The sequence below is a fragment of the Sphingomonas sp. R-74633 genome (genome assembly GCF_013416555.1).
In the GTDB taxonomy this organism is placed as follows: domain Bacteria; phylum Pseudomonadota; class Alphaproteobacteria; order Sphingomonadales; family Sphingomonadaceae; genus Sphingomonas.
Map to the genome: position 1 here is coordinate 916,300 of NZ_JACCFG010000001.1, position 26,459 is coordinate 942,758.

General features: G+C 65.6%; 30 protein-coding genes and 1 tRNA gene. 12 read left to right on the forward strand and 19 right to left on the reverse strand.

All coding sequences use genetic code 11. The features are described 5' to 3' along the window. Position 1 precedes the first annotated feature (1 nt). From HZY97_RS04310 to HZY97_RS04330, 5 genes are read right to left on the reverse strand one after another with little or no spacing between them, the layout of a single operon-like run. Positions 2-220 carry a DUF4170 domain-containing protein gene (locus tag HZY97_RS04310; RefSeq protein ID WP_180140907.1) on the reverse strand — a complete coding sequence of 73 codons (219 nt, stop codon included), beginning with the start codon at positions 218-220 and terminating at the stop codon, positions 2-4. Positions 221-279: 59 nt separating this feature from the next. After that, entirely contained in the window at positions 280-591 is a 312-nt protein-coding gene (locus tag HZY97_RS04315) for a hypothetical protein (RefSeq protein WP_180140909.1), read from the reverse strand. Beyond that, positions 591-923 carry a DUF3618 domain-containing protein gene (locus HZY97_RS04320; protein WP_180140912.1) on the reverse strand — a complete coding sequence of 111 codons (333 nt, stop codon included), beginning with the start codon at positions 921-923 and terminating at the stop codon, positions 591-593. Before HZY97_RS04320 ends, HZY97_RS04315 begins: the two co-directional genes overlap by 1 nt. Beyond that, on the reverse strand, positions 920-1,261 hold the full coding sequence (locus tag HZY97_RS04325; protein ID WP_180140914.1) for a phage holin family protein: 342 nt from the start codon (positions 1,259-1,261) through the stop codon (positions 920-922). Before HZY97_RS04325 ends, HZY97_RS04320 begins: the two co-directional genes overlap by 4 nt. A gap of 14 nt (positions 1,262-1,275) precedes the next feature. Beyond that, the gene (locus tag HZY97_RS04330; RefSeq protein WP_180140915.1) at positions 1,276-1,737 is read right to left on the reverse strand and encodes a hypothetical protein; all 462 of its coding nucleotides are present in this window, start codon (positions 1,735-1,737) and stop codon (positions 1,276-1,278) included. Positions 1,738-1,853: 116 nt separating this feature from the next. Between HZY97_RS04330 and eno the strand changes: the two genes are divergently transcribed. From eno to HZY97_RS04350, 4 genes are all read left to right on the forward strand, one after another. Next, positions 1,854-3,131 carry a phosphopyruvate hydratase gene (gene eno / locus HZY97_RS04335; RefSeq protein WP_180140917.1) on the forward strand — a complete coding sequence of 426 codons (1,278 nt, stop codon included), beginning with the start codon at positions 1,854-1,856 and terminating at the stop codon, positions 3,129-3,131. Positions 3,132-3,227: 96 nt separating this feature from the next. Continuing rightward, positions 3,228-3,575: a septum formation initiator family protein gene (locus tag HZY97_RS04340; RefSeq protein WP_180140919.1), complete on the forward strand. Its 348-nt coding sequence runs from the start codon at positions 3,228-3,230 to the stop codon at positions 3,573-3,575. Between the two features lie 166 nt (positions 3,576-3,741). After that, on the forward strand, positions 3,742-4,788 hold the full coding sequence (gene pdhA, locus HZY97_RS04345) for a pyruvate dehydrogenase (acetyl-transferring) E1 component subunit alpha (protein WP_180140921.1): 1,047 nt from the start codon (positions 3,742-3,744) through the stop codon (positions 4,786-4,788). Position 4,789: 1 nt separating this feature from the next. Beyond that, positions 4,790-6,205, forward strand: coding sequence for a pyruvate dehydrogenase complex E1 component subunit beta (locus HZY97_RS04350; protein WP_180140922.1), 1,416 nt, complete (start codon positions 4,790-4,792; stop codon positions 6,203-6,205). Between the two features lie 77 nt (positions 6,206-6,282). Here HZY97_RS04350 and HZY97_RS04355 read toward each other — a convergent pair whose 3' ends face one another. The 3 genes from HZY97_RS04355 to HZY97_RS04365 are packed head-to-tail and all read right to left on the reverse strand — an operon-like array spanning position 6,283 to position 9,592. Then, positions 6,283-6,984, reverse strand: coding sequence for a TadE/TadG family type IV pilus assembly protein (locus tag HZY97_RS04355; protein WP_373684287.1), 702 nt, complete (start codon positions 6,982-6,984; stop codon positions 6,283-6,285). Then, complete coding sequence (locus HZY97_RS04360) at positions 6,981-7,604, reverse strand: TadE/TadG family type IV pilus assembly protein (RefSeq protein WP_180140924.1); 624 nt, start codon at positions 7,602-7,604, stop codon at positions 6,981-6,983. The genes HZY97_RS04355 and HZY97_RS04360 overlap by 4 nt, the downstream gene beginning before the upstream one ends. Then, a complete protein-coding gene (locus HZY97_RS04365) occupies positions 7,601-9,592 on the reverse strand; it encodes a TadE/TadG family type IV pilus assembly protein (RefSeq protein WP_180140926.1) in 1,992 nt (663 codons plus the stop codon). The genes HZY97_RS04360 and HZY97_RS04365 overlap by 4 nt, the downstream gene beginning before the upstream one ends. A 105-nt stretch (positions 9,593-9,697) precedes the next feature. Between HZY97_RS04365 and HZY97_RS04370 the strand changes: the two genes are divergently transcribed. Both HZY97_RS04370 and HZY97_RS04375 read left to right on the forward strand, forming a co-directional pair. After that, positions 9,698-10,357 carry a hypothetical protein gene (locus HZY97_RS04370; RefSeq protein WP_180140928.1) on the forward strand — a complete coding sequence of 220 codons (660 nt, stop codon included), beginning with the start codon at positions 9,698-9,700 and terminating at the stop codon, positions 10,355-10,357. A gap of 45 nt (positions 10,358-10,402) precedes the next feature. Continuing rightward, positions 10,403-10,900 (forward strand): EF-hand domain-containing protein, encoded by a 498-nt coding sequence (locus HZY97_RS04375; protein WP_180140930.1) that lies wholly within the window; start codon positions 10,403-10,405, stop codon positions 10,898-10,900. Here the strand turns inward: HZY97_RS04375 and trmFO are convergent. Further along, the gene (gene trmFO, locus HZY97_RS04380; protein WP_180140932.1) at positions 10,870-12,216 is read right to left on the reverse strand and encodes a methylenetetrahydrofolate--tRNA-(uracil(54)-C(5))-methyltransferase (FADH(2)-oxidizing) TrmFO; all 1,347 of its coding nucleotides are present in this window, start codon (positions 12,214-12,216) and stop codon (positions 10,870-10,872) included. The genes HZY97_RS04375 and trmFO overlap by 31 nt on opposite strands. A gap of 56 nt (positions 12,217-12,272) precedes the next feature. On the opposite strand from trmFO, the gene HZY97_RS04385 reads away from it, so the two are divergent. From HZY97_RS04385 to HZY97_RS04395, 3 genes are read left to right on the forward strand one after another with little or no spacing between them, the layout of a single operon-like run. Next, complete coding sequence (locus tag HZY97_RS04385; RefSeq protein ID WP_180140934.1) at positions 12,273-12,917, forward strand: lysoplasmalogenase family protein; 645 nt, start codon at positions 12,273-12,275, stop codon at positions 12,915-12,917. Then, positions 12,914-13,345 (forward strand): DUF488 family protein, encoded by a 432-nt coding sequence (locus HZY97_RS04390; RefSeq protein WP_180140936.1) that lies wholly within the window; start codon positions 12,914-12,916, stop codon positions 13,343-13,345. Before HZY97_RS04385 ends, HZY97_RS04390 begins: the two co-directional genes overlap by 4 nt. Before the next feature lie 14 nt (positions 13,346-13,359). Then, positions 13,360-13,749, forward strand: a complete 390-nt coding sequence (locus tag HZY97_RS04395; protein ID WP_180140938.1) for a VOC family protein — start codon at positions 13,360-13,362, stop codon at positions 13,747-13,749. A 141-nt stretch (positions 13,750-13,890) separates the two neighbouring features. On the opposite strand, the gene HZY97_RS04400 is transcribed toward HZY97_RS04395, so the two are convergent. The 10 genes from HZY97_RS04400 to HZY97_RS04445 all read right to left on the reverse strand — a co-directional run bounded on the left by HZY97_RS04400 (position 13,891) and on the right by HZY97_RS04445 (position 23,398). After that, positions 13,891-16,629 carry a PAS domain S-box protein gene (locus HZY97_RS04400; protein WP_180140940.1) on the reverse strand — a complete coding sequence of 913 codons (2,739 nt, stop codon included), beginning with the start codon at positions 16,627-16,629 and terminating at the stop codon, positions 13,891-13,893. Positions 16,630-16,742: 113 nt separating this feature from the next. Continuing rightward, entirely contained in the window at positions 16,743-18,116 is a 1,374-nt protein-coding gene (locus tag HZY97_RS04405) for a class II 3-deoxy-7-phosphoheptulonate synthase (RefSeq protein ID WP_180141653.1), read from the reverse strand. Positions 18,117-18,400: 284 nt separating this feature from the next. Beyond that, positions 18,401-18,856: an SRPBCC family protein gene (locus HZY97_RS04410; RefSeq protein ID WP_180140942.1), complete on the reverse strand. Its 456-nt coding sequence runs from the start codon at positions 18,854-18,856 to the stop codon at positions 18,401-18,403. A 2-nt stretch (positions 18,857-18,858) separates the two neighbouring features. Next, positions 18,859-19,185, reverse strand: a complete 327-nt coding sequence (locus HZY97_RS04415) for a helix-turn-helix transcriptional regulator (RefSeq protein ID WP_180140944.1) — start codon at positions 19,183-19,185, stop codon at positions 18,859-18,861. A gap of 62 nt (positions 19,186-19,247) precedes the next feature. Continuing rightward, on the reverse strand, positions 19,248-20,183 hold the full coding sequence (locus tag HZY97_RS04420; protein WP_180140946.1) for an NAD(P)-dependent oxidoreductase: 936 nt from the start codon (positions 20,181-20,183) through the stop codon (positions 19,248-19,250). 148 nt (positions 20,184-20,331) lie between these two features. Beyond that, entirely contained in the window at positions 20,332-21,036 is a 705-nt protein-coding gene (locus tag HZY97_RS04425; RefSeq protein ID WP_180140947.1) for a hypothetical protein, read from the reverse strand. A gap of 76 nt (positions 21,037-21,112) precedes the next feature. Then, positions 21,113-22,549 carry a cysteine--tRNA ligase gene (cysS, locus tag HZY97_RS04430; RefSeq protein ID WP_180140949.1) on the reverse strand — a complete coding sequence of 479 codons (1,437 nt, stop codon included), beginning with the start codon at positions 22,547-22,549 and terminating at the stop codon, positions 21,113-21,115. A 38-nt stretch (positions 22,550-22,587) separates the two neighbouring features. Continuing rightward, entirely contained in the window at positions 22,588-22,887 is a 300-nt protein-coding gene (locus HZY97_RS04435; RefSeq protein ID WP_180140951.1) for a hypothetical protein, read from the reverse strand. A 51-nt stretch (positions 22,888-22,938) separates the two neighbouring features. Then, positions 22,939-23,154: a hypothetical protein gene (locus tag HZY97_RS04440; RefSeq protein WP_180140953.1), complete on the reverse strand. Its 216-nt coding sequence runs from the start codon at positions 23,152-23,154 to the stop codon at positions 22,939-22,941. A gap of 170 nt (positions 23,155-23,324) precedes the next feature. After that, a tRNA-Cys gene (locus tag HZY97_RS04445) sits at positions 23,325-23,398 on the reverse strand. 165 nt (positions 23,399-23,563) lie between these two features. On the opposite strand from HZY97_RS04445, the gene HZY97_RS04450 reads away from it, so the two are divergent. From HZY97_RS04450 to HZY97_RS04460, 3 genes are read left to right on the forward strand one after another with little or no spacing between them, the layout of a single operon-like run. Continuing rightward, positions 23,564-24,223: a protein-L-isoaspartate O-methyltransferase gene (locus HZY97_RS04450; RefSeq protein WP_373684288.1), complete on the forward strand. Its 660-nt coding sequence runs from the start codon at positions 23,564-23,566 to the stop codon at positions 24,221-24,223. Between the two features lie 16 nt (positions 24,224-24,239). Then, positions 24,240-25,835 carry a TolC family outer membrane protein gene (locus tag HZY97_RS04455; RefSeq protein ID WP_180140955.1) on the forward strand — a complete coding sequence of 532 codons (1,596 nt, stop codon included), beginning with the start codon at positions 24,240-24,242 and terminating at the stop codon, positions 25,833-25,835. Positions 25,836-25,871: 36 nt separating this feature from the next. After that, complete coding sequence (locus tag HZY97_RS04460; protein WP_180140957.1) at positions 25,872-26,399, forward strand: DUF2497 domain-containing protein; 528 nt, start codon at positions 25,872-25,874, stop codon at positions 26,397-26,399. Positions 26,400-26,459: the final 60 nt, after the last annotated feature.

Here is a 26,459-nt window from a genome sequence, read left to right on the forward strand (position 1 = left end):
CTTAGGCGTCGAGATCGGGCTCGAGCAGCCGGTGCAGATGCACCACGACATAGCGCATCTCGGCATCATCAACCGTGCGCTGGGCGGCACTGCGCCAGGCATTCTCCGCGCTGGCATAGTCGGGATAGATGCCGACGACATCGAGCTTGGTCGGATCGACGAAATCGAGAGTCATCGGATCGGTCACGCGACCGCCGAAGACGAGATGCAGCTTGCTCATTGGGCCTCCGAAAACGTTTTCTTGTTTATAGAGGCCTTAGACAGGGCGGGCGCTTCGCCTCAAGCCTTTTGCGTCGCCCCCTTGGCTGCATCGACGAGATTGCCGAACAGCGCGCCCACGCGATCCTGCGCGGCCTGCTTGCTCGGCAGCAGCCCTTCGATCTCCGCCTTGCCGGCATCCTTCACTGCCTGGACCGTACCGGTAACCCTGTCGGCGATCTGCTGCCCGGCCCCCTGAAGGAGTTCGCGCTCCTTCTGGCTGCGCGGGATCAGCATGCCGATCAGCACGCCCAGCGCGATGCCGCCACCGACCAGCACATAGGGGTTCTCGGTCAGGCTCTCGCTCTGCTCATTTGCGGGGTTGGTGCTCATCACGAGGATCCTTTCTTGCCTTTAGGCTTCAAACCCGTGGCCGGGTCGCGAGTTTCATGCCGCTTGCCGAGGATGTCGCCGATCCAGCCCCGCGCCATGACGAGGCCGATCGTTGCAACGACGCCGGCGGCGGCGAGGGGGCGGCTACGCACCGCTTCGGCGCCCTTGCGGGCAACGGTGGCGACGCCGTGCGCAGCGCTCTCCACGGCGTCCTGGGCGAGGTTGGAGGGGCTGAGCCGCTCCTGCACCTGACCCAGCGTGCCGAAAAGCTGCGCCTTTGCCGCTTCGATCCGCGCCTTGGCGGCATCCACGTCGTGCGGATTCTCGCTCACGGCTTTTCCTTGTAGATACGCTTCACATGCGTCCAGGCGAGCCAGCCCATCAGGCCGGCGATCGCGAGGAACGCCGTCACCACGATCAGCGTGGCAAAGCCAGGACCGACCAGCGGGGAGAGGGTGAGCACCAGCCCGACGACAAGCGCGACCGCCGCGGCCTGGGCCAGGACCAGCGCGACCCCGCCCATCCACAGCATCGCCCGCGCGTCACGGAGCTTCGATCGCGCCAAAGTGCGATAATAGCCGAGCTCGGCGTCGGCATAGGACTTGCCGTCCTCGACCAGCTGCTGAAGCAGCTCGCCGACGCTCTTTTCGTCAGGCCGCGGCGTGTCCACCCCCCGTTACGCTCCTATGCCTTGTCGTTGTCGGCCGCGTCGGACGCGGCATCGACTCCGGACTTGATCAGCCGCGCCAGCACGAAGCCCAGGCCCGCAGCGACACCGACAGCAATCGCCGGGCTCTTGCGGACGAACTTGGTGACGTCGTCGATCAGGTCGTCGACTTCCTTGCCGCGCAGGCTCTCGGCGAAGTTCGAAATGCCGTCCGCCGCCGAGCGGGCATATTTGCCATATTGCTCGCCGAGCCGCGTATCGACGTCGGTCGCGGCCGACTGCATCATCTTGGCGACCTCATCGAGCGCGCCCGTGGCCTTTTCCTTGCCATCGGCGGCAAAGGCACGCGCGCGGTCCGCTGCTTCACTGCCGATCTCGCCGGCCTTTTCGCGGATCGTATCTGTTGCGGAGCGCCTGGCGCTCTCGGCGGTCGTTTCCGCCGTTGCGTCGATCGTCTCGCCCGTCGTTTCGTCAGCCATGCCAAAAACCCTCCATGCCTTTTGCGAAACAACCACGGCCACGTTTGCGAGTTCCATCGGTTGCCGTTAGAGGCCGCGTCGCGCCCTCAATACCCCATACCTAGGGAGACCGTTTCGTGACCGCAATCATCGACGTCCATGCTCGCCAGATTCTCGACAGCCGTGGTAACCCCACCGTTGAGGTCGATGTGATGCTTGAGGATGGCAGCTTCGGCCGCGCCGCCGTGCCCTCGGGCGCTTCGACCGGTGCGCATGAAGCCGTCGAGATGCGGGACGGCGACAAGTCGCGCTGGCTCGGCAAGGGCGTCGACAAGGCGGTCGAAGCCGTCAACAGCGACATCTTCGAGGAAGTCGTCGGCATGGAAGCCGAGGACCAGGCCGATCTCGATATCGCGATGATCGAACTCGACGGCACCGAGAACAAAAGCCGTCTCGGCGCCAATGCGATCCTGGGCGTCAGCCTGGCCGTCGCCAAGGCCGCTGCCGACGCGCGCGGCCTGCCGCTCTATCGCTACGTCGGCGGCGTCAACGCGCACGTCCTGCCGGTGCCGATGATGAACATCATCAACGGCGGCGAGCATGCCGACAATCCGATCGACTTCCAGGAGTTCATGATCGTGCCGGTGGGCGCGGAGAACATCGTCGAGGCAGTGCGCTGCGGCTCGGAGATCTTCCACACGCTGAAGAAGAAGCTGCACGAGAAGGGCCTGGCGACCAGCGTGGGCGACGAGGGCGGCTTCGCGCCGAACATCGCCAGCACCACCGAGGCGCTGGACTTCATCATGAGCTCGATCGAGGCCGCCGGCTACAAGCCGGGCGACGACGTGATGCTCGCGCTCGATTGCGCTGCCACCGAATATTATCGCGAAGGCCTCTACAAGATGGTGGGCGAGGGCAAGACGCTCTCCTCGGCCGAGAATGTCGAGTTCCTCGCCGGCCTGGCCGCCAAGTATCCGATCTTCTCGATCGAGGACGGCATGGCCGAGGACGATTGGGAGGGCTGGAAGGCGCTGACCGAAAAGCTCGGCGGCAAGGTTCAGCTGGTCGGCGACGATCTGTTCGTCACCAACCCCAAGCGCCTCCAGCGCGGCATCGATGGTGGCTATGCCAATTCGATCCTGGTGAAGGTCAACCAGATCGGCACGCTCACCGAGACGCTCGAGGCGGTCGGCCTGGCGCATCGCTCGTCCTACACCGCAGTGATGTCGCACCGTTCGGGCGAGACCGAGGACGCCACGATCGCCGATCTCGCGGTCGCCACCAATTGCGGGCAGATCAAGACTGGCTCGCTGTCGCGCTCGGACCGGCTCGCCAAGTACAACCAGCTGATCCGCATCGAGGAAGAGCTGGGCGACGTGGCGGTCTATGCCGGCCGTTCGGTGATCAAGAAGTAAGATGGACGAAGGGCTTCCTTGCCATAGGGCAGGGGAGCCCCTTTCCGGGTCAATACGGGCCTTGCGTGGAACGCATGGTTAAGCGAGAATCACCTTATGCGCTCGCGTAACGCCTCTCCGATCCAGACCCTGCTCCGCCGCGCCGGCCTGCCCGCGCTGGTGCTGATCGCGGTCGGCTTCTTCGCCTATAACGCCGTGCTGGGACCGACCGGCGTGATGGCGACCAAGCAGATCAAAGCCGACTACGACCAGAAGAGCGCCGAATATGCCGCGCTCGACAAGAAGCGCGCGGCGCTCAAGAACCGTGTCGAACTGCTCGACCAGAAGCGCGGTGTAGATCCCGACCTGGCCGACGAACTGGCGCGCAAGCAGCTCAATGTTGTTCGCCCGGACGAAGTGGTGATCCCGCTCGACAAGCACGCGCCGGCTCCCACCGGGCGCTGATTGCGTTTGTTGCAATGCAGCGTGCTAAAACCGCATTTCTGATTGCATAGACTGCAATTGCCGTAAGGGCACGTGAACGGCACGCGCTATCCGCGCGTTAGTTGCGCGGCGGGTAAAAACGCGCTTATAGGCACCCGCCTTCCCCCTCCCCGGACGAGGATTTCCTGTGGCCAAAGCACCGGCACGCAAAACGACTGAACCCGCTGTACCCAATCGCGAACGGCCGGCCGAGCCGGAACGGTTCGAGGCTTCGAAGGAGCAGCTGCTCGAATTCTACAAGCAGATGCTGCTGATCCGCCGCTTCGAGGAGAAGGCCGGCCAGCTCTACGGCCTCGGCTTCATCGGCGGCTTCTGCCACCTCTATATCGGCCAGGAAGCGGTCGCGGTCGGCCTGCAGTCGGCGCTCGACGGCGAGAAGGACTCGGTGATCACGGGCTACCGCGATCACGGTCATATGCTCGCTTACGGCATCGATCCCAAGGTGATCATGGCCGAGCTGACTGGTCGCGCTGCTGGCATCAGCCGCGGCAAGGGCGGCTCGATGCACATGTTCTCGACCGAGAAGAAGTTCTACGGCGGCCACGGCATCGTCGGCGCGCAGGTGTCGCTCGGCACCGGCTTGGCCTTCGCCCACAAGTATAATGAGGATGGCGGCGTCGCCATGGCCTATTTCGGCGATGGCGCGTCGAACCAGGGCCAGGTGTACGAGAGCTTCAACATGGCCGAGCTGTGGAAGCTCCCGATCATCTATGTGATCGAGAACAACCAGTATGCCATGGGCACCAGCGTCAACCGCTCGTCGTCGGAAGACCAGCTCTATCGCCGCGGCGAGAGCTTCCGCATCCCCGGCATCCAGGTGGACGGCATGGACGTGCTGGCCTGCCGCGGTGCCGCCGAGGAGGCGCTGGCCTGGGTCCGCGCCGGCAAGGGTCCGATCATCCTCGAGATGAAGACCTATCGCTACCGTGGCCACTCGATGTCCGACCCGGCCAAGTATCGCAGCCGCGAGGAAGTCCAGTCGGTCCGCGACAAGTCGGATCCGATCGAGCAGGTCAAGCGCGAGCTCGAGGAGATGAAGGTCACTGAGGCTGAGCTGAAGACGATCGAGCAGGAGATCCGCAAGATCGTCAACGAGGCCGCGGACTACGCGGAGCAGACGCCCGAGCCCGATCCTTCCGAACTGTATACCGACGTGCTGGTGGAGTCCTACTGAGATGGCGATCGAACTTAAGATGCCGGCGCTCTCGCCCACCATGGAAGAGGGCACGCTCGCCAAGTGGCTCGTCAAGGAAGGCGACACGGTCAAGTCGGGCGACATTCTCGCCGAGATCGAGACCGACAAGGCGACGATGGAGTTCGAGGCTGTCGACGAAGGCACGATCGCCAAGATCCTGATCGCCGAGGGCACCGATAACGTGAAGGTCGGCACCGTGATCGCCACGATCGCGGGCGAGGGCGAAGACGCTTCGGCGCCTGCTCCCACGCCGGCCCCGGCGCCTGCCGCCACCGCCGAAGCGCCCAAGAAGGACGCTGAACCCGCCGCAGGCGAGGATGGCGGCCCGAAGAAGGCCGACAGCGGCACCAAGCAGCTCGCCAGCGAGAAGGCGGCTACCGTCAAGGATCCCGCGATCCCCGAGGGCACCGAGATGGTCAAGACGACCGTCCGCGAGGCGCTGCGCGATGCGATGGCCGAGGAAATGCGCAAGGATCCGCGCGTTTTCGTGATGGGCGAGGAAGTCGCCGAATATCAGGGTGCCTACAAGGTCACCCAGGGCCTGCTCGAGGAGTTCGGTGCGAAGCGCGTGATCGACACGCCGATCACCGAATATGGCTTTGCCGGCCTCGGTTCGGGCGCGGCGATGGGCGGCCTCAAGCCGATCGTCGAGTTCATGACCTTCAACTTCGCGATGCAGGCGATCGACCACATCGTGAACTCGGCGGCCAAGACCAACTACATGTCCGGCGGCCAGATGCGCTGCCCGATCGTGTTCCGCGGCCCGAACGGCGCGGCGTCGCGCGTCGGCGCGCAGCACTCGCAGAACTATGGCCCGTGGTACGCCAGCGTCCCCGGCCTGATCGTGATCGCGCCCTATGACGCGCAGGACGCCAAGGGCCTGCTCAAGGCCGCGATCCGCTCGGAAGATCCGGTCGTGTTCCTCGAGAACGAGCTGATGTACGGCCGCAGCTTCGAAGTGCCGAAGCTCGACGATTACGTCCTGCCGATCGGCAAGGCGCGCATCGTTCGCGAGGGCAAGGACGTGACCATCGTCAGCTACTCGATCGGCGTGGGCGTCGCGCTCGAAGCCGCTGAGAAGCTGGCTGCCGAGGGTATCGACGCCGAGATCGTCGATCTGCGCACGCTGCGCCCGCTCGACACCGCCACGGTACTCGAGAGCCTGAAGAAGACCAACCGCATGGTGGTGGTCGAGGAAGGCTGGCCGGTCTGCTCGATCTCGTCGGAGATCGTCGCGGTGGCGATGGAGCAGGGCTTCGACGATCTCGACGCCCCGGTGCTGCGCGTGACCAACGAAGACGTGCCGCTGCCTTATGCCGCCAATCTCGAGAAGCTGGCACTGATCACCGCGGACAAGGTCGTCACGGCGGTCAAGAAGGTCACCTATAAGGGCTGAGCCTCACGCCATCGAACACGGAAAAGGCCGGGGGAGACCCCGGCCTTTTCTTTTCCTGCTCGATCGAGGGAGAATGATCAGCAGGTCGAAGCGGTGACGCCGGCGACCTTGTAGACGCCCAGCGGGTGCTGCGGGTTCGGGTTGTTGGTGCCGTTGGGGAGCTTGGTGTCGTCGCTGGTGTCGCGGCGGTCGCGCACCATCATCGAGGCGATCTCGTCGAAGGTGGTGGAAGGCGAGAGCGACGTCTTGATCAGCGGCGTATATTGGTAGCGCACCTCGACGAACATGGTGACGCCGTCGGTTGCTGCGGCGACCATGCGGCCGGCAGGGCCGACCCCCGTAAGGTTGGTCGCGCCAGCGTTGCCGTAGGTCGAGGTCATGGCGGTCTTGTTGCCCTTGCAGCGCTGCCAGCGGATCGTCGACTTGCCGGCGTTGACCGGGTCCGGCTCGATGCTGGAGATCGTCACGCGGCCATTGGTGAACAGTCCGAGCTCGCCGGACTGAAGATCGGCGCCGGTCAGCAAGTCGTTGATATCCGCCTCGCTGATCGTCTTGGCCTGGAGCTGGGTGCCCACGCCGATACGTGCGGCGTTATCCGCCAGATGCAGCGCGATCTGGCTCACCCGCATCTTGGTGATGATGAAATTGGTCAGCTCCGCGCCGGTGAGGCACAAAGTCGCGAAGATCGGCAGCGTGAAGGCGAATTCGAGCATCGCCAGGCCGCTCTCGTCGCGGCGGAGGCGGCGCAGCAGGCGGGGAAGGGGGAAAGCACGCTTCACGGGCAATTCCTCTCGGTGCCGGCGCCCTGGTCGCCATAGGGCTGGTTGCGCAGCACGGTGGTGGCGGTGACGGTGGTGCTCGTGCCGCCGCCAATGATCCGATAGACCGGAAACATGCGCGGATAGGTGACGTTCACCGTGTAGACCATTGCATCCTTCGCGCCGCCCGAGCCCAGATTGCCGCCGGTCGCATCCCAATGGCCGTTATTGTTATTGTCTTCATAGGGCTCGCCCGGCGTCGAGCCGGACGGCCCGTCGCACGTGCCGTTGCCGTTGGTATCGGTGAACGGCTCGAACTTCGCGGCCGCGGCATTGCTGAAGGTGCGATACCATTTGCGCGTGATCGTCACCGTGGCGTTGTTCGACAGCGCCCGGGCCTGTGCCGTTACCTTGGCGTCGAGTACTGCCTGCGTAGCGGCGTCGAGGCCGGTTTCGAGCGATGAATCGCGTCCGACCTTCTGCACTATGCCTTGCAGCACCGCACGCATGTAGAGCGTGTGCGCCACGTCGAAGGCGCCGAGCAGCAATATGCCCATCACGGGCGCAATCATCGCGAACTCGACGATCGTCGCGCCGCGCGCATCGCCGCGAAGCGTGAGAAGCGCCCGGCGCCGGATCACTTGGTGAGCCTCAGCGCGGAGATTTGATCGGCGATCTTCTTGAAGGTGGCCTGGAGATCGGCGGCGCTGGTAGCCTTGAAGTAGCGGCCCGTGGTCGCGCAGTTCGTAAGGCGCGTTTCGGTGGTAGCCGCGAGATTGCCGAAGGCGATGACCCAGAGCGTGATCTTGTGGTTCTTGATCGCGGTGCACAGCCCCTCGGTGCGCAGGTTGATCTGCTGGGTGAGGTTGCCGGTGCTGGTACAGCCTTCGCTCGGCGTGGTGCTCGCGGGCAAGGTGACCGGATTGTACCAGTCGACGCCGTGCGACGTGTAGTTCTCCAGGTCAGTACAGGCGTCACCGTCGGTCATGAAGATCATGTGGCGCTCGATTTCGCCGCCGTCGTCGGTCAGCTTGTTCTCCGCCGCGAACAGGCCGCCATTGCCGTTGGCATCGCCCGGGGACATCAGCCGCGCGCCCCAGACCAGGCCCGCATCGTGATAGGTGTTGCCGCCCGGCTGGAGCGTATCGACATAGGTGTCGAAATCCGAGGCGCTCGGCCAGCGCTGCAGCTTCTTGGCGCTGACGGGGCACGTGTAGTTCGCGCCCTGCGAGTAGTTGGTCGTCGTCGTCGACGAGGCGCGGGACCAGTTGGTGGTATTGTTGGTCGAGGTCGAGGCGCGCGTGTAGGTCAGGCCCGGCAGCGCCATGCCCCATTTCGTATCCGCGCTGTTCGGCACGGTGTCGATGTCGAGATCCTTGGCATCGCTCGGGATCGGATCGTAGCTCGTATAGCTTACGGTCTTGCGCTCTTCGATGCAGCCGTCCCAGGCGATCGTCTTGTTGACGCCGTTGTTGCCGACCGGCCACTGGAAATTGTTGTTCCAGTTGGTGCCGTTCTTGAGCAGGCTGACGTTGACCGCCATCTGATCGTAGGTCCAGTCCTTGAAGGCCGGGACATAGGTCGTCGTCGTATCGGTGCGCTGGCGCCGGCAGCTCTGGTTGGTGCCGCTGTTGTCAGACGAGCCGTTCCAGCCAAATTCGCCATTGTTGCCGCCCTGACTTGCGACGCCGTCACTCTGGAACGTGACGTCGATCTTCGGCGACGGCGAGCTGCCCGAGGTGGTCGGCGTCGGCGAGAAGCCGCTGAACGACTGGTTGTTCATGAACTTCAGGCAGTCGCTCTGCGAGATCGAGCCGCCCGAATAGACTTCCCAATAGGGTCCGTTGCTCGTGGTGCCCGGCGGAGTCCAGTTGGCCTGCCGCGTCTGATATTCCCAGCTGTCGGCGAACCACTCCGGCTTGAGCAACCGGCCCACGTTCACATTCTGGTCGTACGGCACGAATCCGAAGCGGATCTGCACCTGGTTGCCGGTGCCGCCGCTGGGCGTGCCGGTGGTGCAATTGGCGTCGGTATCGAGGCGCGCGACGATCTCGTAGAAGCACTTCACCGCGGTCTTGAGCGCCGCCATCTTGGTCACGGTGTCGCCGGGCTGCGGATCGGCCATCGAGCCGGTGACGTCGAGCACGAACATCACGTCGGTGTTCGGGAGCCGCATTTCGGCGTCGCAGGTGACGGTGAGCGTCTCGGTCGTCTTGCCGAAGATGCGCATCAGCGTCATCGGCAGCGTCGCCTGGGCGCTGCCGCTCACCTTGCCGGCATTCTCGGTGAAGCTCTTGGAGACGTTGGTCGCGCCATAAGCCGCGCTATTGTAGTTCGCGTCGAAGAACTGGCCGGCGGTGACCTGGGGATAATTGGCCACGCTGCCGACGGTCTGGTTCCAGGTGCCGCCACCCATCGACTTGCGGCCGGCAAGCGCGCCGGCGTCGCAGGCATGTTGCAGCCGCGTCTTGACGATGTACATGCGGCTGATGTCGATGCCGCCGCCGACCATGCCCGCAAGCGGGATCAGCGCCGCCGCCATGATGGCGAGCGTGTTCGCACGCGTGTCGCGTGTGAGCTTGCCCAGAAAGGCGCGCGCATTCGCCAATTTCAGCCGTCCTTCATGCATGGAAGGGCCCCTATTCCCCGGTCAACGAGGCAGTTTGGATCAGTTGTCGCTAAATACGTATAAATTCCGATGGTTAACGCGGCCCTTATGCTCATGGTACGTAGCATGACGGGGGTCGTGGAGGATCCGGAACGAAATCTGATACTTACCTATGCGCTGGCGACAGGTCGGGCAGGGCTGGCGGCGTTGCTCGCGCTCGACGATGCGCTCGCCAAGCTGTTGCGCACCACGCGTGAGCCGGCGCTGGGCCAGATGCGGCTCGCCTGGTGGCGCGAGGCGCTCGAGAAGCTCGACCACATGCCAGCTCCCGCCGAACCCGTACTCAAGGCGTTGGAGGCCGAGGTGCTGCGTCATGGCGTCACCGGCGCGTCGCTCGTGCAGATAGTCCATGGCTGGGAAGTGCTGATCGAGGAGGAAGCGCTCGGCATCGACGCGATGCGCCGCTTCGGCGAGGGTCGGGGGCAGCTGTTCGTCGCTGCCGGTACGCTGCTCGGCAGCAAGGGCGACCCGCTGGAAGCTGCGGGGCAAGGCTGGGCGCTCGCCGATCTCGCCGGCAATTTGCAGGCGGAGGAGGAGCGGGCGATTGCCCGCGATCTCGCGCGTCCATTGCTCGATCGCGCCGCCGGTGCCCGCTGGAGTCGTGGCGGCCGCGCGCTCGGCGCACTGGCGCATCGCGCGCGGCTCGACCTGGCCGAGGCCCCCAAGGCGGCCGGCGCGCCTTCGCGGGTCGGGCGGCTGCTCTGGCATCGCCTTACTGGACGCTGACCCGCCGGTCGGGTTAGCCTCCGTTGCTCAGCGGGGAGAGAGGCAATGTGGCGCTATTTGGTCGGTGCGGGCGGTGCGATGCTGCTGGTCGTGGCCGGGCTGTTCCTGTTCCGAGGCAGCGCGAGCACCGAAACCAGGCTCCCTGGAGCCCCCGCCGCCGCGGTTACATCCGAAACGGAGCAGGATCTTCCCGCCGAGCCGCCCAGCGCCGCCGCCAAGACCCGCGAGCAGAAGCGCTTTGACCGGATCGACAAGGACAAGAACGACACGATCACCAAGGACGAGTATTTCGCCCTGCGCCGCAAGTTCTTCGCCCGGCTGGATACCGATCACGACGGCAAGCTGAGCTTCGAGGAATGGTCGGTAAAGGCGGTCGAGAAGTTCGCCGGCGCCGACAAGGACAAGTCCGGTACGCTCAACCGCACCGAGTTCGCCACTACGGCAGTGGTCCGCAAGCCGGCCAAGCCGCGCTGCGCCTGCGCGCCGGCCAAGACCGTGGCCGCGAAGCCGGCTCAGGACTCCGCGGAAGACAGCGACGACTGAGCCATCCAGCCCTGCATCGCCTCGCGGGCACGGTCGGTATACATCAGCTTGCGATCGGCCTTCTTGGTCTTGCCCGGGATCGGCGGGAACAGCCCGAAATTGACGTTCATCGGCTGATAGGTCTCGGCCTCCGCCTCGCCGGTGATGTGCGAAAGTAGCGCCCCCAGCGCCATTTCGCGCGGCGGCGAAGTCAGCGTCTCCCCCGCCAGTTCGGCCGCGGCGAAGCGGCCCGCCAGCAGGCCGATCGCGGCGCTCTCGACATAGCCTTCGCAGCCGGTGATCTGGCCGGCGAAGCGAATATGTGGCGCATTCTTGAGACGAAGCTGAGCGTCCAGTAGCTCGGGCGACTTGATGAAGGTGTTGCGGTGCAGCCCGCCCAGGCGCGCGAACTCGGCGTTCTCCAGGCCAGGAATCGTCCTGAACAGAGTGACTTGCTCGGCATATTTAAGCTTCGTCTGGAATCCGACCATGTTCCACAGCGTGGCGCTCGCATTGTCCTGGCGCAGCTGGACCACCGCATAGGGCCAGCGCCCGGTCTTGGGGTCATCGAGGCCGACGCCCTTCATCGGGCCGAAGCGCAACGTCTCGACACCGCGCTCCGCCATCACTTCGATCGGCATGCAACCTTCGAAGTACGGAACGTTCTCCCATTCGCGAAACTCGGTCTTCTCGCCGGCGAGCAACGCCGCGTGGAAGGCGTAATATTGCTCCTTGGTCATCGGGCAGTTGATGTAATCCTTGCCCGTGCCGCCCGGTCCGACCTTGTTCCAGCGCGACTGGAACCAGGCCACCTCCATGTCGATCGAGTCGCGGTGCACGATCGGCGCGATCGCGTCGAAAAAGGCGAGCTGGTCCTTGCCGGTCGCGGTACCGATGCTCTCGGCGAGGCTCGGCGCGGTGAGCGGGCCGGTGGCGACGATCGTCAGGCCGCTTTCGGGAAGCTGGTCAACGCGCTCGCGGACGATCTCGATATTGGGATGGGCGGACAGCGCCGCGGTCACGCCGTCCGAAAAGCCGTCGCGATCCACCGCCAGCGCCGAGCCCGCGGGCACCTTATGGATGTCGCCCTGTCCGATGATCAGCGAGCCGAGGTCGCGCATCTCCTGATGGAGCAGGCCTACCGCGTTGTTCTGCGCGTCGTCCGAGCGGAAGCTGTTCGAGCAGACCAGCTCGGCCAGCCCTTCGCCCTGGTGCGCCGGCGTCATCGAGCCGCTGCCGCGCATTTCGGAGAGGCGAACCTTGAAGCCCTTGCTTGCGAGCTGCCACGCGGCTTCCGAGCCGGCAAGGCCGCCGCCGATGATATGAATGTCGTGCATCGCGCTCCGATAGAGCCAAGCTTGGCAGAGCGCCAGCCACACGGCATCAAGGGCGAATGGACCGCACCCGTATCGAACCGCTCTTCGCTGCCGCGCTGATCGCCGGCATCACCTTTACAGCCAATGGCTGGGTTGGCCTTCACGGCACGCCGGCAGTGATATGGAAAGGCGCAGGTGTCGCGCTGCTGGCGCTCTGGGCCCGCAGCAAGGCAGTGAATTCGGGTGGGCGGATGATCGCTGCGGTGCTGGCGCTCGGCGCTCTCGGGGACGTGCTGCTCGAGCTGCAGGGCATGGCTGCGGGCGGTCTGGCCTTTCTCGCCGGGCATTTTCTCGCCAGCTATCTCTATCTGCGCAACGCCCGCGTACCGGCGGCGAACTGGATCGCGCCGCCCGTCGCGATGGGCGTGGCGCTGTTCGCCTGGTGGGTATTCAAGGGCGGCTACCAGGTCGAGCTGCTCGCCTTCTACGTTTTCGGCCTGTCGCTGATGACCGCCTCGGCGATGCTCAGCCGGCTCGGTACGCTGGTGGCGCTTGGCGCGCTGCTGTTCTTCGTTTCCGACTGGCTGATCTTCCTGAACCAGGGCCGGCTGATCGCACCGCAAATCGCCGAGCTTCTGGTCTGGCCGACCTATTTCGCCGGCCAGGCGTTTATCGCCTGGGGCGCGGTCCACGCGCTCGCCCAGGAGAAGCCCACGCAATGAAGATCTTCACCATCGGCTATGAAGCGACGACGATGGACGAGTTCATCGCCGCGTTGCGCAAAGCCGGGGTGGAGCGGGTGATCGACGTGCGCGCGGTGCCGCTTTCGCGCCGCCCGGGCTTTTCCAAGAACATTCTCGCCGCGAGCCTGAAGGACGCGGGGATCGACTATGTCCTGCTCAAGAATCTCGGCACGCCGAAGCTCGGCCGCGACGCCGCCAAGAAGGGCGATGTGAAGACGCTGCGCGCCGTCTACGAAGGCCAGCTCGAACTGCCCGAAGCCCAGGCCGAAGCGGCGATCATGCGTGCGCTGGCCGAGGAGAAGCCGAGCGCGCTGCTCTGCTTCGAGCGCAACCCCGAACATTGCCACCGCACCCTGTTGCTCGCGGCGGAAGGCGAAGGGGCGGAAATCGTCGATCTCTACCCCTGACGAGGAGAAGACCGGTGCTCGATCATGTCGGTTTCGCAGTTTCGGACGCCAACGCCTCGAAGCGCTTCTACGAAGCGGCGCTTGCCCCGCTCGGCATCACCCTGCTGATGACGGTGCCCGCCGAGGAGAATGGCTCGGGCGGCACCGCGTACGGCTTTGGCAAGGACGACAACCCCTTCTTCTGGGTCGGCGACAATGAGCGCGTCGGCGAGGGGACTCATGTCGCCTTCCGCGCCGACACGCGGGGTCAGGTCGATGCTTTCCACAAGGCCGCACTGGCGGCGGGCGGACGCGACAATGGCGGACCGGGGCTGCGGCCTAATTACGGGCCGAACTATTATGCCGCCTTCGTCTATGATCCAGACGGGCTGAACATCGAAGCCGTCTGCCACGCGCCCGGCTGAAAGGCCGGGGCGGCCGGAATAGTAGGGGAATTCGGCCGCCCCAGTAGTTCAGGGGTGCCGGCGTACAGAGGGGCAGACGCCGACCCGGATCGCTCTGGCGGGCGGGCCTTGCTGTGGTATTTCAGTTTGTTGCGCCGTAGGTCAGGCAGTCTCGGCATCAGCCGATACGGTCGGCAACGTGAAGCTGAACACCGCCCCGCCATCGGGGCCATTTTCCGCCCATAGCCGCCCGCCATGCGCTTCCACGATCGTGCGGCATATCGGCAGGCCAAGCCCGGTGCCGCTCTCCTTGGTGGTACGAAAGGGCTCGAACAGATTCTCGAGCATCGTCTCGCTCAGGCCAGGCCCGGTATCGGCTACCTGGACGCACACTTCCTCGCCCTCGAGGTAGCTGGTCACTACGACTTCGCGCCGTTCGCAGCCAGCAGTGGCCTCGACGCCGTTGCGGATCAGGTTGCTCACCACCTGCTCGATCTGCAGCGAATCGCCGATCAGGCAGGCCTGGATCGGGTCGAAATCGCAATCGATGCGGGCGCCTGCCGCCACCTTGAGCTGGCGCACGGCTGCGCAGGCCGCCCGAACCACGGCGTTCAGGTCCATGCGCGTCTTGGCGACGTCCCCGGTCACGGTGAAGGAGCGGATCTTACGAATGATGTCGCCGGCCCGCAGCGCCTGCACCCGGGCGCGATCGAGCGCATCGAGGATCGAGTGATCAGGATCGCCGCGCGAGCGGGTGAGATAGCGGCAGGCCTCGAGATAATTGGTGATCGCCGCCAGCGGCTGGTTGAGTTCATGCGCGAGCGTGGAGGCCATTGCGCCCATCGCGTTCAGGCGGGCGAGGCGCAGCAGCTTCTCATGCACTTCGCGCAGTTGCGCATCGGCTTCCATGTCGCGGGTGATGTCGATCGCCAGTCCGATCAGACGGGGATGGCCGTCATGCGCATCATAATGGCCCTGCAGCGTCACCCAGCGCGCCTCCCCGCCGGGCAGCGTCAACGCGAGCGTCATGTCGAGCGGTCCTTCGCTCTTGCGCGCATTGCCGATCGCCTGGCGCAACGCCAGCACCTGCGCTTCCCCCATCGGAGCGGCGATATCGGCCATGCGATACTCGCCCTCGCGCCATTCCAGCCCGAACATCCGCGCCGTCTCGGGCGACTGCCGCGAACCGCCATCGATGAGGTCGATCTCCCACATGCCCACGCCCGCGGCTTCCTGGGCCAGACGCAACATTTTCTCGCTCTTCTCCAGCGCCTGTTGCGCAGCGACCCGCTGCGAGATGTCCAGCATGACGACCGCGATATAGTCGCTGGCGCCGCCGCCCGCCCGAACGATGTTCGCGGTGCAATGGATGGGGCGTACGATGCCATCGCCGGTATGCAGCATCCGATCGCCCGAGAAGAAGTTTTCCTCGCCCCGGACCATCGCGTCGATCGCCTTCACGGTCGACTGCGCTTCCTCGGCAACGCCGAACTCGCTGAGGTTGCGCCCGATCAGCACTTCGCGCGGATAGCCGCAAATCTCGCAGCCCCGGTCGTTGATTTCCAGTATCTCGCCCTGCAGCGAAAGCCGGCCGACGCCGACGCCGGCCTGCTCGAACACCGTGCGATAGCGGCGCTCGGCCTCTTCCAGCTTGCGGCGGGCCTCCATTTCGGCGGTCACGATCTCGCTCGACAGGACGATACCGGCAATGCGGTCATCCTCGTCATACCAGGGCCGTTGGCTCCAGCGGACATAGTCGATGCTGCCATCGGGATTCGTGAACGGCTGGCTGTCGCCGGACAGCTGCTCGCCGTTCAGCACGCGCTGGTAGTTGGCGTGCCGCTCCGGCTCGATGCCCGGGAAGACTTCGAAATGGGTGCGCCCTTCGAGCGGCACGTCCAGGGGCAGGTGGAAATCCTTGAGGTAGCGCGGTGATGCGGCGATGTAGCGCAGGTCGCGGTCGAGGATCGCCACCGCGGTGGCGGAGTCACGCGCCATGTTGGTGAGGTTGCGGCGCGATACTTCGAGCCGCTTGGCGGCGAGGCGCAGCTTGTCCTCGGCGTGGCGCCCATCGGCATAGGTGGCGAGGAGGAAGATCGTCGCAGCGGTGACCGCCACGAACATCTGCGCGATCATCACCTGATGCTGAGGCGCGGCGAGCGAGAAGGGGCCGGTGTGGATCTCGGCGCTCCACAGCATGATCACCGAGCTGATCGCCACCGCGGTCGTCGCACCGCGCAGGTGCCAGCCCAGCGCCGCCAGCACGAGCGGCGGAAAGATCGCGCCGCCGATCGGTCCACTGTCCGGCGCGAGGAACACAAGCGCCGCCACCGCCGCGCAGAAGATCATGGTCGCCACGAAACCCGCCCAGCGCAGCGCAGACCAGCGCTGGCGCGGCGGCGTTGCCCAGACCAGCACCAGCGGTGCCACCAGCAGCATGCCCAGCCCTTGCTGCGCGAACTTGTCGAGCAGCGAGAAAGAGCGCCCCACCGCCAGCACGCCCAGCGCCACGACGCCCGCCGAAAGCGCCGAACCGGCGATCGCGGCGGCGAATACCCATAGCAGCGAGCGCGGGTCGAGCAGCTCGGCCGGCCTTATCCCCCGGCGCTGGATCATTGTCGCGGTGAGCAGCGAACCGCCGGCTAGGCCGATGGCGCTCGCCAGCTGCGTGGCCAGGGAATAGTGGACGTCGAACATCCAATAGGTGACGAGGACGGCGACGATGAGCAGCGGCCAGAGCCGCGTGCCGAACAGGATCAACCCGCCCACGGACAGGCCGATGGCGATGCCAAGCGGCGGGTTGGAGCCGGTGACGCGATACCACAGGGCCCAGCTCACGCAGCCGGCGAAGGCGCCCAGAAAGACCAGCAGCGCCGGACGCACCGACGCAAACCGCCTCACTGGCCAACGTTCCTCCACCGTCGCCATCAATACTCCGCGTAAAGCGAAGCCCTTCGTGGAAGACGGCGACGATGTAAATCCGCTAATTTACGGAATTTTGAAGCAACTATTTATCAAGCAGCGGCTTTTCGACGCTCGGACATTTCCTCGTTGAGCATCTCGGCCAGCAAAAAGGCGAGCTCAAGACTTTGTCCCGCATTGAGACGCGGGTCGCAATGCGTGTGGTAGCGGTCGGCCAGACCCTGCTCGGTAATGTCGATCGCACCGCCGGTGCATTCGGTGACGTTCTGTCCGGTCATCTCGGCATGGATGCCGCCGGCGAAGGTACCCTCGGCGCGGTGGACTGCGAAGAAGCCGCGCACTTCGGCGAGGATCCGGTCGAACGGGCGCGTCTTGTAGCCATTGGCCGCCTTGATCACGTTGCCGTGCATCGGATCGCAGCTCCACACCACCTGGTGCCCCTCGCGCTTCACCGCGCGGACGAGCTTCGGCAGCCCGGCCTCGATCTTGTCGTGCCCAAAGCGGGTGATCAGCGTCATCCGTCCCGGCGTGCGGCTCGGGTTGAGCGTGTCGAGCAGCTTTAGCAGTGCGTCGGGCTCGAGGCTCGGACCGCACTTCATCCCGATCGGATTGCCGATGCCGCGCAGAAACTCGACATGCGCCGAGCCCTCGAAGCGGGTGCGGTCGCCGATCCAGAGCATGTGGGCGCTGGTGTCGTACCAGTCGCCGGTCAGCGAGTCCTGGCGGGTCATCGCCTGCTCATAGGGGAGCAGCAGCGCCTCGTGGCTGGTATAGAAGCTGGTCGCCTTCAGCTGCGGCACGCTGTCCGCATCAATGCCGCAGGCGGCCATGAAGTCGAGCGCCTCGCCGATCCGGTCGGCGACATCGGCATATTTCTTCGCCCAAGGGCTGCGGCCCATGAAGTCGTGCGTCCATTTATGGACCTGGTGCAGGTTCGCATAGCCGCCCTGCGCAAAGGCACGCAGCAGGTTGAGCGTCGCCGCCGACTGCGAATAGCCCTGGAGCATGCGCTGCGGATCGGGGATGCGCGCTTCGGGAGTGAAGGCGATGTCGTTGACATTGTCGCCGCGGTAGCTCGGCAGCTCGACGCCATCGATGATCTCGGTATCGGCCGAACGCGGCTTGGCGAACTGGCCCGCCATGCGCCCCAGCTTCACCGTCGGCAGCTTCGAGGCGAAGGTAAGCACCACCGCCATCTGGAGCAGCACGCGGAAGGTGTCGCGGATGTTGTTCGGGTGGAACTCGGCGAAGCTCTCGGCGCAGTCGCCGCCCTGGAGCAGGAAGGCCTCGCCGCGCGACACCTTGGCCAGCTCGCTGGTCAGCTCGCGCGCCTCGCCGGCGAAGACGAGGGGCGGGAAGGAGGTCAGCTGGGTTGTCGCCGCATCGAGCGCACCCTGATCGGGATATTTGGGCAGCTGGCGCGCCTCAGCCGCCTTCCAGCTCGACGGGCTCCAGCTCGCGCTCATGTCATTCTCCGCATCACGCACCGTGACGTTCCAGTCGGCATGGTCGGCGATGCCGTGCGCGGCGATCAGGTTCATCACCTTCGCATTTGCGCGCTTGCCGTCCTTCTCCCAGCCCTGGACCGTAGAGCCCGGAATATCGAACCACGTACCGAACGCGGCGCGGGTGAGGGAGCGTTCCTCGCGGAAGCGATGAATCTTGGTGCCTGCCAGTGTCGTCATAGTGCGGCGACTTACCCGCGCTGGGTAAAATTACGCAAGCAAAAAATTTCCCCGCCGGGGTAAAATCAATCCGGCAGTGTCTCGCCGAGCTTGTCGTATTGCAGGCTGATCCCGTGGAAACGCGAACCTTCGTCCGCATAACCGTCGAGATAAATGCCGTGCTCGGTGTGGAGCAGGCGGGTGCCGTCGCCATCGGGCAGCATCTCGATCGAACAGAGGTTCACCGAGATCGGCTTGCCGTCGATCTTCATGCGATAGGCATAGACGATGCGGCTGTCGGGCACGATGTCGTGATAGGAACAGTCGAAGCGGGTAACCCTGCCGCTATGCCACTTTCCCTCAAGATGTTCGGTGCCGCCGGTGCGGAAATCGAAATGGCGGTCGACCATCTCCCAGGCGTCGTTCGGCCCTGAGAACCAGCGCGCCTTGCCTTCTTCGGTCGAGAAGGCGGCGAACACGCGCGCCGGGCTCTGCTTGAAGCGGCGTTCGATGACGAACTTGTCGTGGACGGCTTCCGCCATGGTCACTTCTCCTGGTCCTGGGCGTCGAGGAATTTGGCGAGGCGATCGTAGCGCGCCTCGGTCGCGCGGCGGCGCTCTATGATCCATTGCTCGACCGCGGCGAGCGCCAGCGGCTCGAGCGTGCAGGTGCGCACGCGCCCCTGTTTCTCAGTGCGCACCAGTCCGGCGCCTTCGAGCACGCGGACATGCTGGAGGAAGCTCGGCATCGCCATGGTGAAACTGCCGGCGAGCTCGCTCACGCTGGCCGGCCCATTGCCGAGCTGCTCGACCACCGCCCGGCGGGTGGGATCGGCGAGCGCGGCAAAGGCGGCATCGATTTGGTTAGGCATAAACCTAACTAATGCGCGAATAGGCCACAGCGCAAGCGGAAACTTAGGCGATTAGCGAAGTTTCAATAGCCGGCTGCGAGATCGACCTCGTTCTTGAGCGGGCGCCCTTCGACAAAGGCGTGGATATTCTCCACGAACAGCGCCGCCGCGCGCAGGAACATCCGCGTCTGGCTGCGGCCGGAGAGATGCATCGAATGGATCACGTTGGGCGTGTTCCAGAGCGGGTGCTCGGGCGGCAGCGGCTCGGGGGTAACGGTATCGAGGAAGGCACCGGCGATGCGTCGTTTCGTGCAGGCCTCGATCAGTGCCCCCTGGTCGATCAGCTCGCCGCGGCCGACATTCACGATCCAGGCGCTCGGCTTCATCGCGGCCAGTTCCTCCGCACCGATCATCGCGCGGCTCGCATCGGTCGAGGGCGCGGCGAGGAACACCCAGTCCGTTTCGGGCAGCAGCGCGCGCCACGCGTCCGGCCCCACCGTGCCGTCGGCGCCCGAGCGCGTGACGCCAGTCACTTCGACCCCGAATCCCTTCAGCCGCTCGCCGATCAGCTTGCCGATCGTGCCATAGCCGATCACCAGTGCCTTGCTCTCGAACAGTTCGAGCTTGCCCGGCGCGTCCGTGGGCCATTCATGGCGATCGGCGGCGCGGACGACCTGATCGAAGCGCTTGGCGGCCACCAGCGCACCCATCACCGCATATTCGGCGACTGTATGCGCATTGACCCCGCTGCCGTTGGTCACCCGCGTGCCGCGTGTCCGCAGCAGATCGGTGTCGAGCACGTCCAGCCCGGCATAGATGGTCGAGAGCCATTTGAGCTTGCCCGCCGCCACAACGCTGCGTGCCCATTCGCGCGGGTTATTATTGTCGAGCCAGGCGATGTCGGCATCCGCGGCGAGCGCGACCGCTTCGTCGGTCGAGGCGAACCAGTGGACGTCGAGACCCGCCGGGAGCTGTGGCTCAACCAGCGGGCGGGCGAGGGCGGGGAGAACGGCCTTCATGAGACGGAGGCTAGCGCGCTCGCGCGTCCGGTTCAAACATCGCCGTCGAGAGAAATCCGGTTCCCCGGCGAAAGCCGGGGCCCAGGGTAACAAGCGACACGGCAAGGAAACCCTGGGCCCCGGCCTCCGCCGGGGATCCGCTCAGTGCTTAGTGGCGATCGCGGTCGCGATCCCGATCGCGGTCACGGCCATGATCAGACGTGGCGGTCGGTGAAGGGGCGGGGGAGGGCGTCGCGCCGGGGCGATGATCCCTGTCGTGATCGCCGCGCGGATTGTCGCGGGCATGGTCGCGCGCCTGCTCGGCCTGCTCGCGGCGGTCATGCGCCTTGGTCGCCGCCTCGTCGGCCTCGCGAACGCGATCGGCATCGGGAGCGCGCGCCTTGCCGTCATGATCAAACTCGCGGGTCGGCTTGCCACCCTGGAACGCGTAGCTGCGGTCGCCGCGCTGGACGAAGAAGGGCTTGCCCTCGCCGGGGCGGAAATAGGCGACTTCCTTGCCGTCGCGATCCGCGGTGCGGACGATCTTGCCGCCGCGGGTCCAGGCCCAGCCATCGCCATAGCGGATGCGCTGGACGTTCTTGCCGTCGCGGATCTCGTCCTCGATCGTGCCGGCGTCGTGGAGCGGCGCGGCATCAGCGGCGGCAATGCCCGCGGCGGCCTTGGGCACGGCGGCGACGGTCACCGCAGTCGCGTCATCGGCGTCCTCGACCACGGGCGCTTCGTTGAGCGTCGAATCGTCGGGCGCGACGGCATTCTCGACGGCAACCGACTCATTATCGGTGGTCTTGGGCGCCTGGTTGCACGCGCCGAGTGCCAGCGCGGCGACCAAAGCGGTGAGGGGAAGGGACTTCAACATACGCATCCTACTCCGTTGCCGCCCACCCTCCCGGTGAGCGCAGCACGGGGTGCAACGCGCATGCGTCTCGGATTTATCCGCCCAGGGCAGGCTTCCAGTCCCAACCCAGCGGATCGCCGTCCATCACTTCGACGCCGGCGGCCGTGAGTTCGTCGCGAATCGCGTCGGAGCGGGCGAAATCCTTGGCCGCGCGGGCTTCCTTGCGCTCGATCAATCGCGCCTCGATCTCCTCGGCGGTGATCGTCGCGGCTGCCGGGCGCATACGCAGCGACTGGCGGTCCAGGTTGAGCAGGTTGAGCCCGAGCACATCGTCGAAATGGACGAGGAGCGCGAGCTTGCGGCCGGCCGTCAGCTTCTTGTCGGCGACCATCGCCTCGAGCAGCGGCAGCGCGCGCGGCGTGTTGAGGTCGTCACTCACCGCCGCATCGAGCTGTGCGAGATAATCATCATCCCCCGAAGCATCGGTGGCGGGGGACAGCGGCAGCGCGCGAACCGCCATCACCAGCCGCTTGAGCCGGGTCAGCGCCGCCGCCAGGTTCTCGGCGCTGAACTCCAGTTCGCTGCGATACTGCGCCGAGATGCACATCAGCCGATAGGCGAGGGGGTGCACGCCCGCGTCGATCAGCGACTGGAGCGTGGTGAAGCCGCCCTTGGATTTCGACATCTTCCCCTGGCGGTCGACCAGGAAGTTGTTGTGCATCCAGAAATGCGCACCCGTGTCCGAGCAGCCGCAAAACGCCTGATTCTGCGCGATCTCATTGGGGTGGTGGATCTCGCGGTGGTCGATGCCGCCGGTATGGATATCGAACGGCGCGCCGAGATATTTGATGCTCATCACCGAGCATTCGAGGTGCCAGCCGGGCGCGCCCTTGCCCCAGGGCGAATCCCATTCCATCTGGCGCTGCTCGCCCGGGGGCGACTTGCGCCAGATCGCGAAGTCCTGCGGATGACGCTTGCCCTCCACCGCTTCGATCCGGCCCTCGCGTGTGTCGTCCTGCGATCCGGCGAGCTTGCCGTAGTCGGGCACGGTGGTGCTGTCGAAATAGAGGCCGGTGTCGAGCTCGTAGCAATGCTCGGGCGCGATCTTCTCGGCGAAGTCGATCATCTCGGCGATGTGATCGGTCGCCACCGACCAGCGGCTGGGCTGGCGGATGTTGAGGTCGGCGATGTTCTGCTTGAACGCCGCGGTATAATGCGCAGCGATGTCCCAGATGCTCTTCGCCTGAGACCTGGCCGCGGCTTCCATCTTGTCGTCGCCGACATCGGCGTCGCTGGTCAGATGGCCGACATCGGTGATGTTGATGACGTGCGTTAGGGGAAACCCCTTCCAGGTCAGCACCCGGCTCAGCGTGTCGGTGAACACGTACGCGCGCAGATTGCCGAGATGGGCGTAATTATAGACCGTCGGCCCGCACGAATAGACGCGCACGCCCTTTTCGGGGTCGAGCGGCTGGAAGGCTTCCAGGCTGCGGGTGAGCGAATTGTAGAGCGTGAGGGGTGCGCCGGTCATGCCAGCGGCATTAGCGGCTCACGCCCCGGCTGCAAGCCTCAGGCGGGCTCGGCGACCTTCTCGTCGGCATGTTCCAGCGCAGCGCGCACCATAGCGTTCCAGATCAGGGCAGGGTCGCCACCCGCGCCGCGCCCGGCCTCGACCATCTCGCGAGTCGGCTCGCGCAGCGTGTGCAGGATCGCCACCGCACGCTCGACCTCGGCGCGCCAGATACGCTCGACGATGACGCTCACCGGCTCGTCCGGCCCTTCGGCGGCCTCGCCATTGGGGCTCACCATCTCGGCGGCAATCACGCGCGCGATCCGTTCGATCGGCGAGGTCACGGAAACATCGGTCATAAGCGCTCCTGCGGATTCCCCCCGCGAAACGCGTGTGCCTTGCGAAAGGGTTCAGGCGGCGAGTGCCACCCCGGCCTGGCGGATCAGCCCGTTGCCGCTGGCACCGCCCGCGACGAGCGGCAATGCCGTCGCGCAGAACGCACATTCAGCGGTCAGCCGGCCAACTACCCAGTGCGATCCTCCGCAACCCGGGCAATAATTCTGCTGCTCAGGACGGTACGCAACACGATAGCCAGAAAGAGCGTGTCGGATGCCGAAATCGTACATGTCTCGTCTCCCGATAGTCGGAAGCTCAACGGTAACGAGTCGCGCTTTGTTCCGGTATCGGGTCGAAACGCCCCCGGCAGTCCGTGCAAATACGGAGACGAGTGGCGCGAAAGACACACAATGCCACGATAACGCAGCGGGTGACGGGCTGCGTTGGCAATGTAGGGAAGTGGAGGCCCGAGCCGGAATCGAACCGGCGTGCAAGGATTTGCAGTCCTCTGCGTCACCACTCCGCCATCGGGCCTCGGAGCGAGCGGCGGCAATGCGCAGGAGCTTCGCCGCCTGTCAACATTGCAGTGCAAAAATAGCTGCCCGCATTGCTTGGCGAGGGGTTGCGGAAGAGATACAAGCCGCCCTACATAATCAGTGTATTGCACAACTAATACGGTTGTGCCAGATAGCCGGGGTAATGATGGCTCTTACGGTCGATTTTGAGGCGATGCGCCACGCGATGGTCGCGAGCCAGCTGCGCACCAACGCGGTCAACGACGTGCGCGTGGTCGAGGCGATGGCAGTGCTGCCGCGCGAGGATTTCCTGCCCGAAGCACATCGCGATATTGCGTATCGCGACACGCTGCTGCCGCTCGCCGGCGGCCGCCAGCATAATTCGCCGCTCGCCACGGGCCGACTGCTCACCGCCGCCGAGCTGCGCGCGACCGACAAGGTCCTGCTGATCGGCGGCGCCGGTGGCTATACCGCCGCGCTGCTCGCCGGCCTGGTCAATTCGGTGGTCGCCGTGGAAGCCGAGCCGGCACTCGCCGCGCTCGCCCGCACCGCGCTTGCCGCCTATGCCAATGTCGAGCCGGTCGAAGGCCCGCTCGCCGCCGGCCATGCCGCGGAAGCCCCTTATGACCTGCTGGTCGTCGACGGCGCAGTGGAGGAACTCCCCGCCGCGCTGCTCGAGCAGCTTGCCCCGGGCGCCCGCGTGGTGACCGGCGTGGTCGATCGCGGCGTTACCCGCCTCGCCACGGGCCGCCGTACCGAAGGCGGCTTCGGCCTGACCGATTTCACCGATATCGAATGTGCAGTGCTTCCCGGTTTCGAGCGCCTACGAACCTTTCAATTCTGATCTGAAGATGAGGCTCATGCGAATTTCCTCTCTGTTCCTGGGCGCCAGTCTTGTTGCGCTCGCCACGCCTGCGATCGCGCAGACCACCACGACCCGCAGCGGCACCCAGACGCCCGTGCAGGTCGAGGTCGGCACCGCCGCGCCCGCCCAGAACGCACAGCCGACCACGACGCTGCGCGATGCGATGGTGCTTGCCTACAACACCAATCCCGGCCTCGAATCGGAGCGTGCCAACCAGCGCGCCAATGACGAGAATGTGCCCATCGCCAAGGCGGCGGGCCGCCCGGGCCTGGCCGGCACTGCCTCGGTCAGCACCAGCCCCTATAATAGCGACGCGACCGATCTGAACCCGACCCGCACGGGCTCGGTCGGCATGAACCTGTCGGTGCCGATCTACACCGGCGGCGCGGTGCGCAATTCGGTGCGTGGCGCCGAGACGCGCGTAGATGCCGGCCGCGCCAGCCTGCGCGGTGCCGAGGCACAGCTCTTCACCGATACCGTGACGGCCTATGTCGACGTGCTGCGTTTCGAGGCGATCGTTCGCCTGAACCAGCAGAACGTCCACGTGCTTGAGGTCAACCTCCAGGCCACGCGTGACCGTTTCGAAGTGGGCGATCTGACCCGCACTGACGTTGCCCAGTCCGAAGCGCGCCTCGCGCTCGCCCAGAGCCAGCTGCGTACTGCCGAGGCGGCGCTGATCGGCTCGCGCGAGAATTACATCCGCGTGATCGGTTCGCCCCCGGGCGTGCTGGCCCAGCCGCCGGCGCTGCCGGGCATCCCGGTGGATGTGCAGGATGCCGAACAGGCCGCGCTCGCCAACAATCCGAACCTCGAAGCCGCGCAGAAGCAGCGTGACGCCACGCGCTTCGACGTGAACGCGGCCAAGGCCTCGCGGCTGCCCACGGTCAGCGTCGGCGTCGGCACCGACTATTACAATTATCTCGGCTCGCTCTCGAACCGCGCCCGTACGCTCGGCGGCCTCAGCGCGGACGGCGTGTCGACCACGCTGGGCGCGCAGGTAAGCCTGCCGCTGTTCCAGGGTGGCCGCCCGGCCGCGCAGATCCGCCAGGCCCAGGCGCGCGAAGCCTCGGCGATGGAGACCGTCACGCTCACCGAGCGCGGCGTGATCGCCCAGGTGCGTTCGGCCTATGCCAATTATTCCTCTGCGCAGCGCGTGATCGAATCGACGCGTGTCGCAGTGGAAGCCAACCGCCTGTCGCTCGAAGGCGTCCGCGCCGAGAACAGCGTCGGCACGCGCACGATCCTCGACATCCTGAATGCCGAGCAGGAACTGCTCAACAGCCAGGTCAATTACGTGACCGCCGAGCGCGACGCCTATGTCGCCGGCTTCCAGCTGCTTGCAGCGATGGGCCGGGCCGAGGCCGACGATCTTAACCTTGATGGCGGCCCGCTCTACGATCCCGGCGTCAACTACAAGCGCGTGAAGAATCGCTGGTCCGACTGGAGCAACGACCCCGATCCGCAGGCGGTGGGCACGAGCACCAAGTCGACTCCGGCACAGAGCCCGGACGTCTCGACGACGGCGCTGGATCCTGTACTTCAGCGCAACGATGCAACGCGGCCTGTTGACATTAACCGTAAAAAGCCCTGATTACGCGCCTCCGGGGCTTTGTGGAGTAGCCGGTTGATGGGGGACATCAGTAGCGAGCCGTCGATGGAGGAGATTCTCTCCTCCATTAAGCGCATCATCGCCGAAGAAGGTGATTCGGCCGTAGCGACGCGTGCGCGCCGCGGCGGGCGTGCAACGACGACGGTGGCGGAGAAATCTGCTATCGACGAAGTGCTCGAACTGAGCCAGCCGGTCGACGATGACGACGACATACTGGAGACGCCCACACCGATGTCGATGGGTTCCCCCACGCCGCCCAAGGCCGCCGCTGAAAAGCCGGCGCGCCCTGTCGTCGCTCCCGTGGCGGAAACGCCCGCAGAGCCGATCGTCTCCGACAGCGCCGCCCAGGCGACGCGCGGGCCGCTCGAAGCACTGTCGCGGATGGTGAAGCCCAGCGAAGCGTCGGAGATCCACGGCACCGACACGATCGAGGGCCTGGTCCGCGCGATGCTCAAGCCGATGCTCAGCGAATGGCTCGACGCCAATCTGCCGCGCCTTGTCGAAGACATGGTCGCGAAGGAAATCTCGCGGATCACCGGGCGCTGACACGCCCGCCTGTCATCCCGGCGAAAGCCGGGATCTCCGGCCATATTTCCTGACTGGTCG

Bases quoted from the DNA above. Each gene is read 5' to 3' on its own strand.
- HZY97_RS04310 (WP_180140907.1), bottom strand. From the start codon at position 220: ATGAGCAAGCTGCATCTCGTCTTCGGCGGTCGCGTGACCGATCCGATG.
- HZY97_RS04315 (WP_180140909.1), bottom strand. From the start codon at position 591: ATGAGCACCAACCCCGCAAATGAGCAGAGCGAGAGCCTGACCGAGAAC.
- HZY97_RS04330 (WP_180140915.1), bottom strand. From the start codon at position 1,737: ATGGCTGACGAAACGACGGGCGAGACGATCGACGCAACGGCGGAAACG.
- HZY97_RS04340 (WP_180140919.1), top strand. From the start codon at position 3,228: ATGCGCTCGCGTAACGCCTCTCCGATCCAGACCCTGCTCCGCCGCGCC.
- HZY97_RS04350 (WP_180140922.1), top strand. From the start codon at position 4,790: ATGGCGATCGAACTTAAGATGCCGGCGCTCTCGCCCACCATGGAAGAG.
- HZY97_RS04365 (WP_180140926.1), bottom strand. From the start codon at position 9,592: ATGCATGAAGGACGGCTGAAATTGGCGAATGCGCGCGCCTTTCTGGGC.
- HZY97_RS04370 (WP_180140928.1), top strand. From the start codon at position 9,698: ATGACGGGGGTCGTGGAGGATCCGGAACGAAATCTGATACTTACCTAT.
- HZY97_RS04375 (WP_180140930.1), top strand. From the start codon at position 10,403: ATGTGGCGCTATTTGGTCGGTGCGGGCGGTGCGATGCTGCTGGTCGTG.
- trmFO (WP_180140932.1), bottom strand. From the start codon at position 12,216: ATGCACGACATTCATATCATCGGCGGCGGCCTTGCCGGCTCGGAAGCC.
- HZY97_RS04385 (WP_180140934.1), top strand. From the start codon at position 12,273: ATGGACCGCACCCGTATCGAACCGCTCTTCGCTGCCGCGCTGATCGCC.
- HZY97_RS04390 (WP_180140936.1), top strand. From the start codon at position 12,914: ATGAAGATCTTCACCATCGGCTATGAAGCGACGACGATGGACGAGTTC.
- HZY97_RS04405 (WP_180141653.1), bottom strand. From the start codon at position 18,116: ATGAGCGCGAGCTGGAGCCCGTCGAGCTGGAAGGCGGCTGAGGCGCGC.
- HZY97_RS04410 (WP_180140942.1), bottom strand. From the start codon at position 18,856: ATGGCGGAAGCCGTCCACGACAAGTTCGTCATCGAACGCCGCTTCAAG.
- HZY97_RS04415 (WP_180140944.1), bottom strand. From the start codon at position 19,185: ATGCCTAACCAAATCGATGCCGCCTTTGCCGCGCTCGCCGATCCCACC.
- HZY97_RS04420 (WP_180140946.1), bottom strand. From the start codon at position 20,183: ATGAAGGCCGTTCTCCCCGCCCTCGCCCGCCCGCTGGTTGAGCCACAG.
- cysS (WP_180140949.1), bottom strand. From the start codon at position 22,549: ATGACCGGCGCACCCCTCACGCTCTACAATTCGCTCACCCGCAGCCTG.
- HZY97_RS04435 (WP_180140951.1), bottom strand. From the start codon at position 22,887: ATGACCGATGTTTCCGTGACCTCGCCGATCGAACGGATCGCGCGCGTG.
- HZY97_RS04440 (WP_180140953.1), bottom strand. From the start codon at position 23,154: ATGTACGATTTCGGCATCCGACACGCTCTTTCTGGCTATCGTGTTGCG.
- HZY97_RS04450 (WP_373684288.1), top strand. From the start codon at position 23,564: ATGATGGCTCTTACGGTCGATTTTGAGGCGATGCGCCACGCGATGGTC.
- HZY97_RS04455 (WP_180140955.1), top strand. From the start codon at position 24,240: ATGCGAATTTCCTCTCTGTTCCTGGGCGCCAGTCTTGTTGCGCTCGCC.
- HZY97_RS04460 (WP_180140957.1), top strand. From the start codon at position 25,872: ATGGGGGACATCAGTAGCGAGCCGTCGATGGAGGAGATTCTCTCCTCC.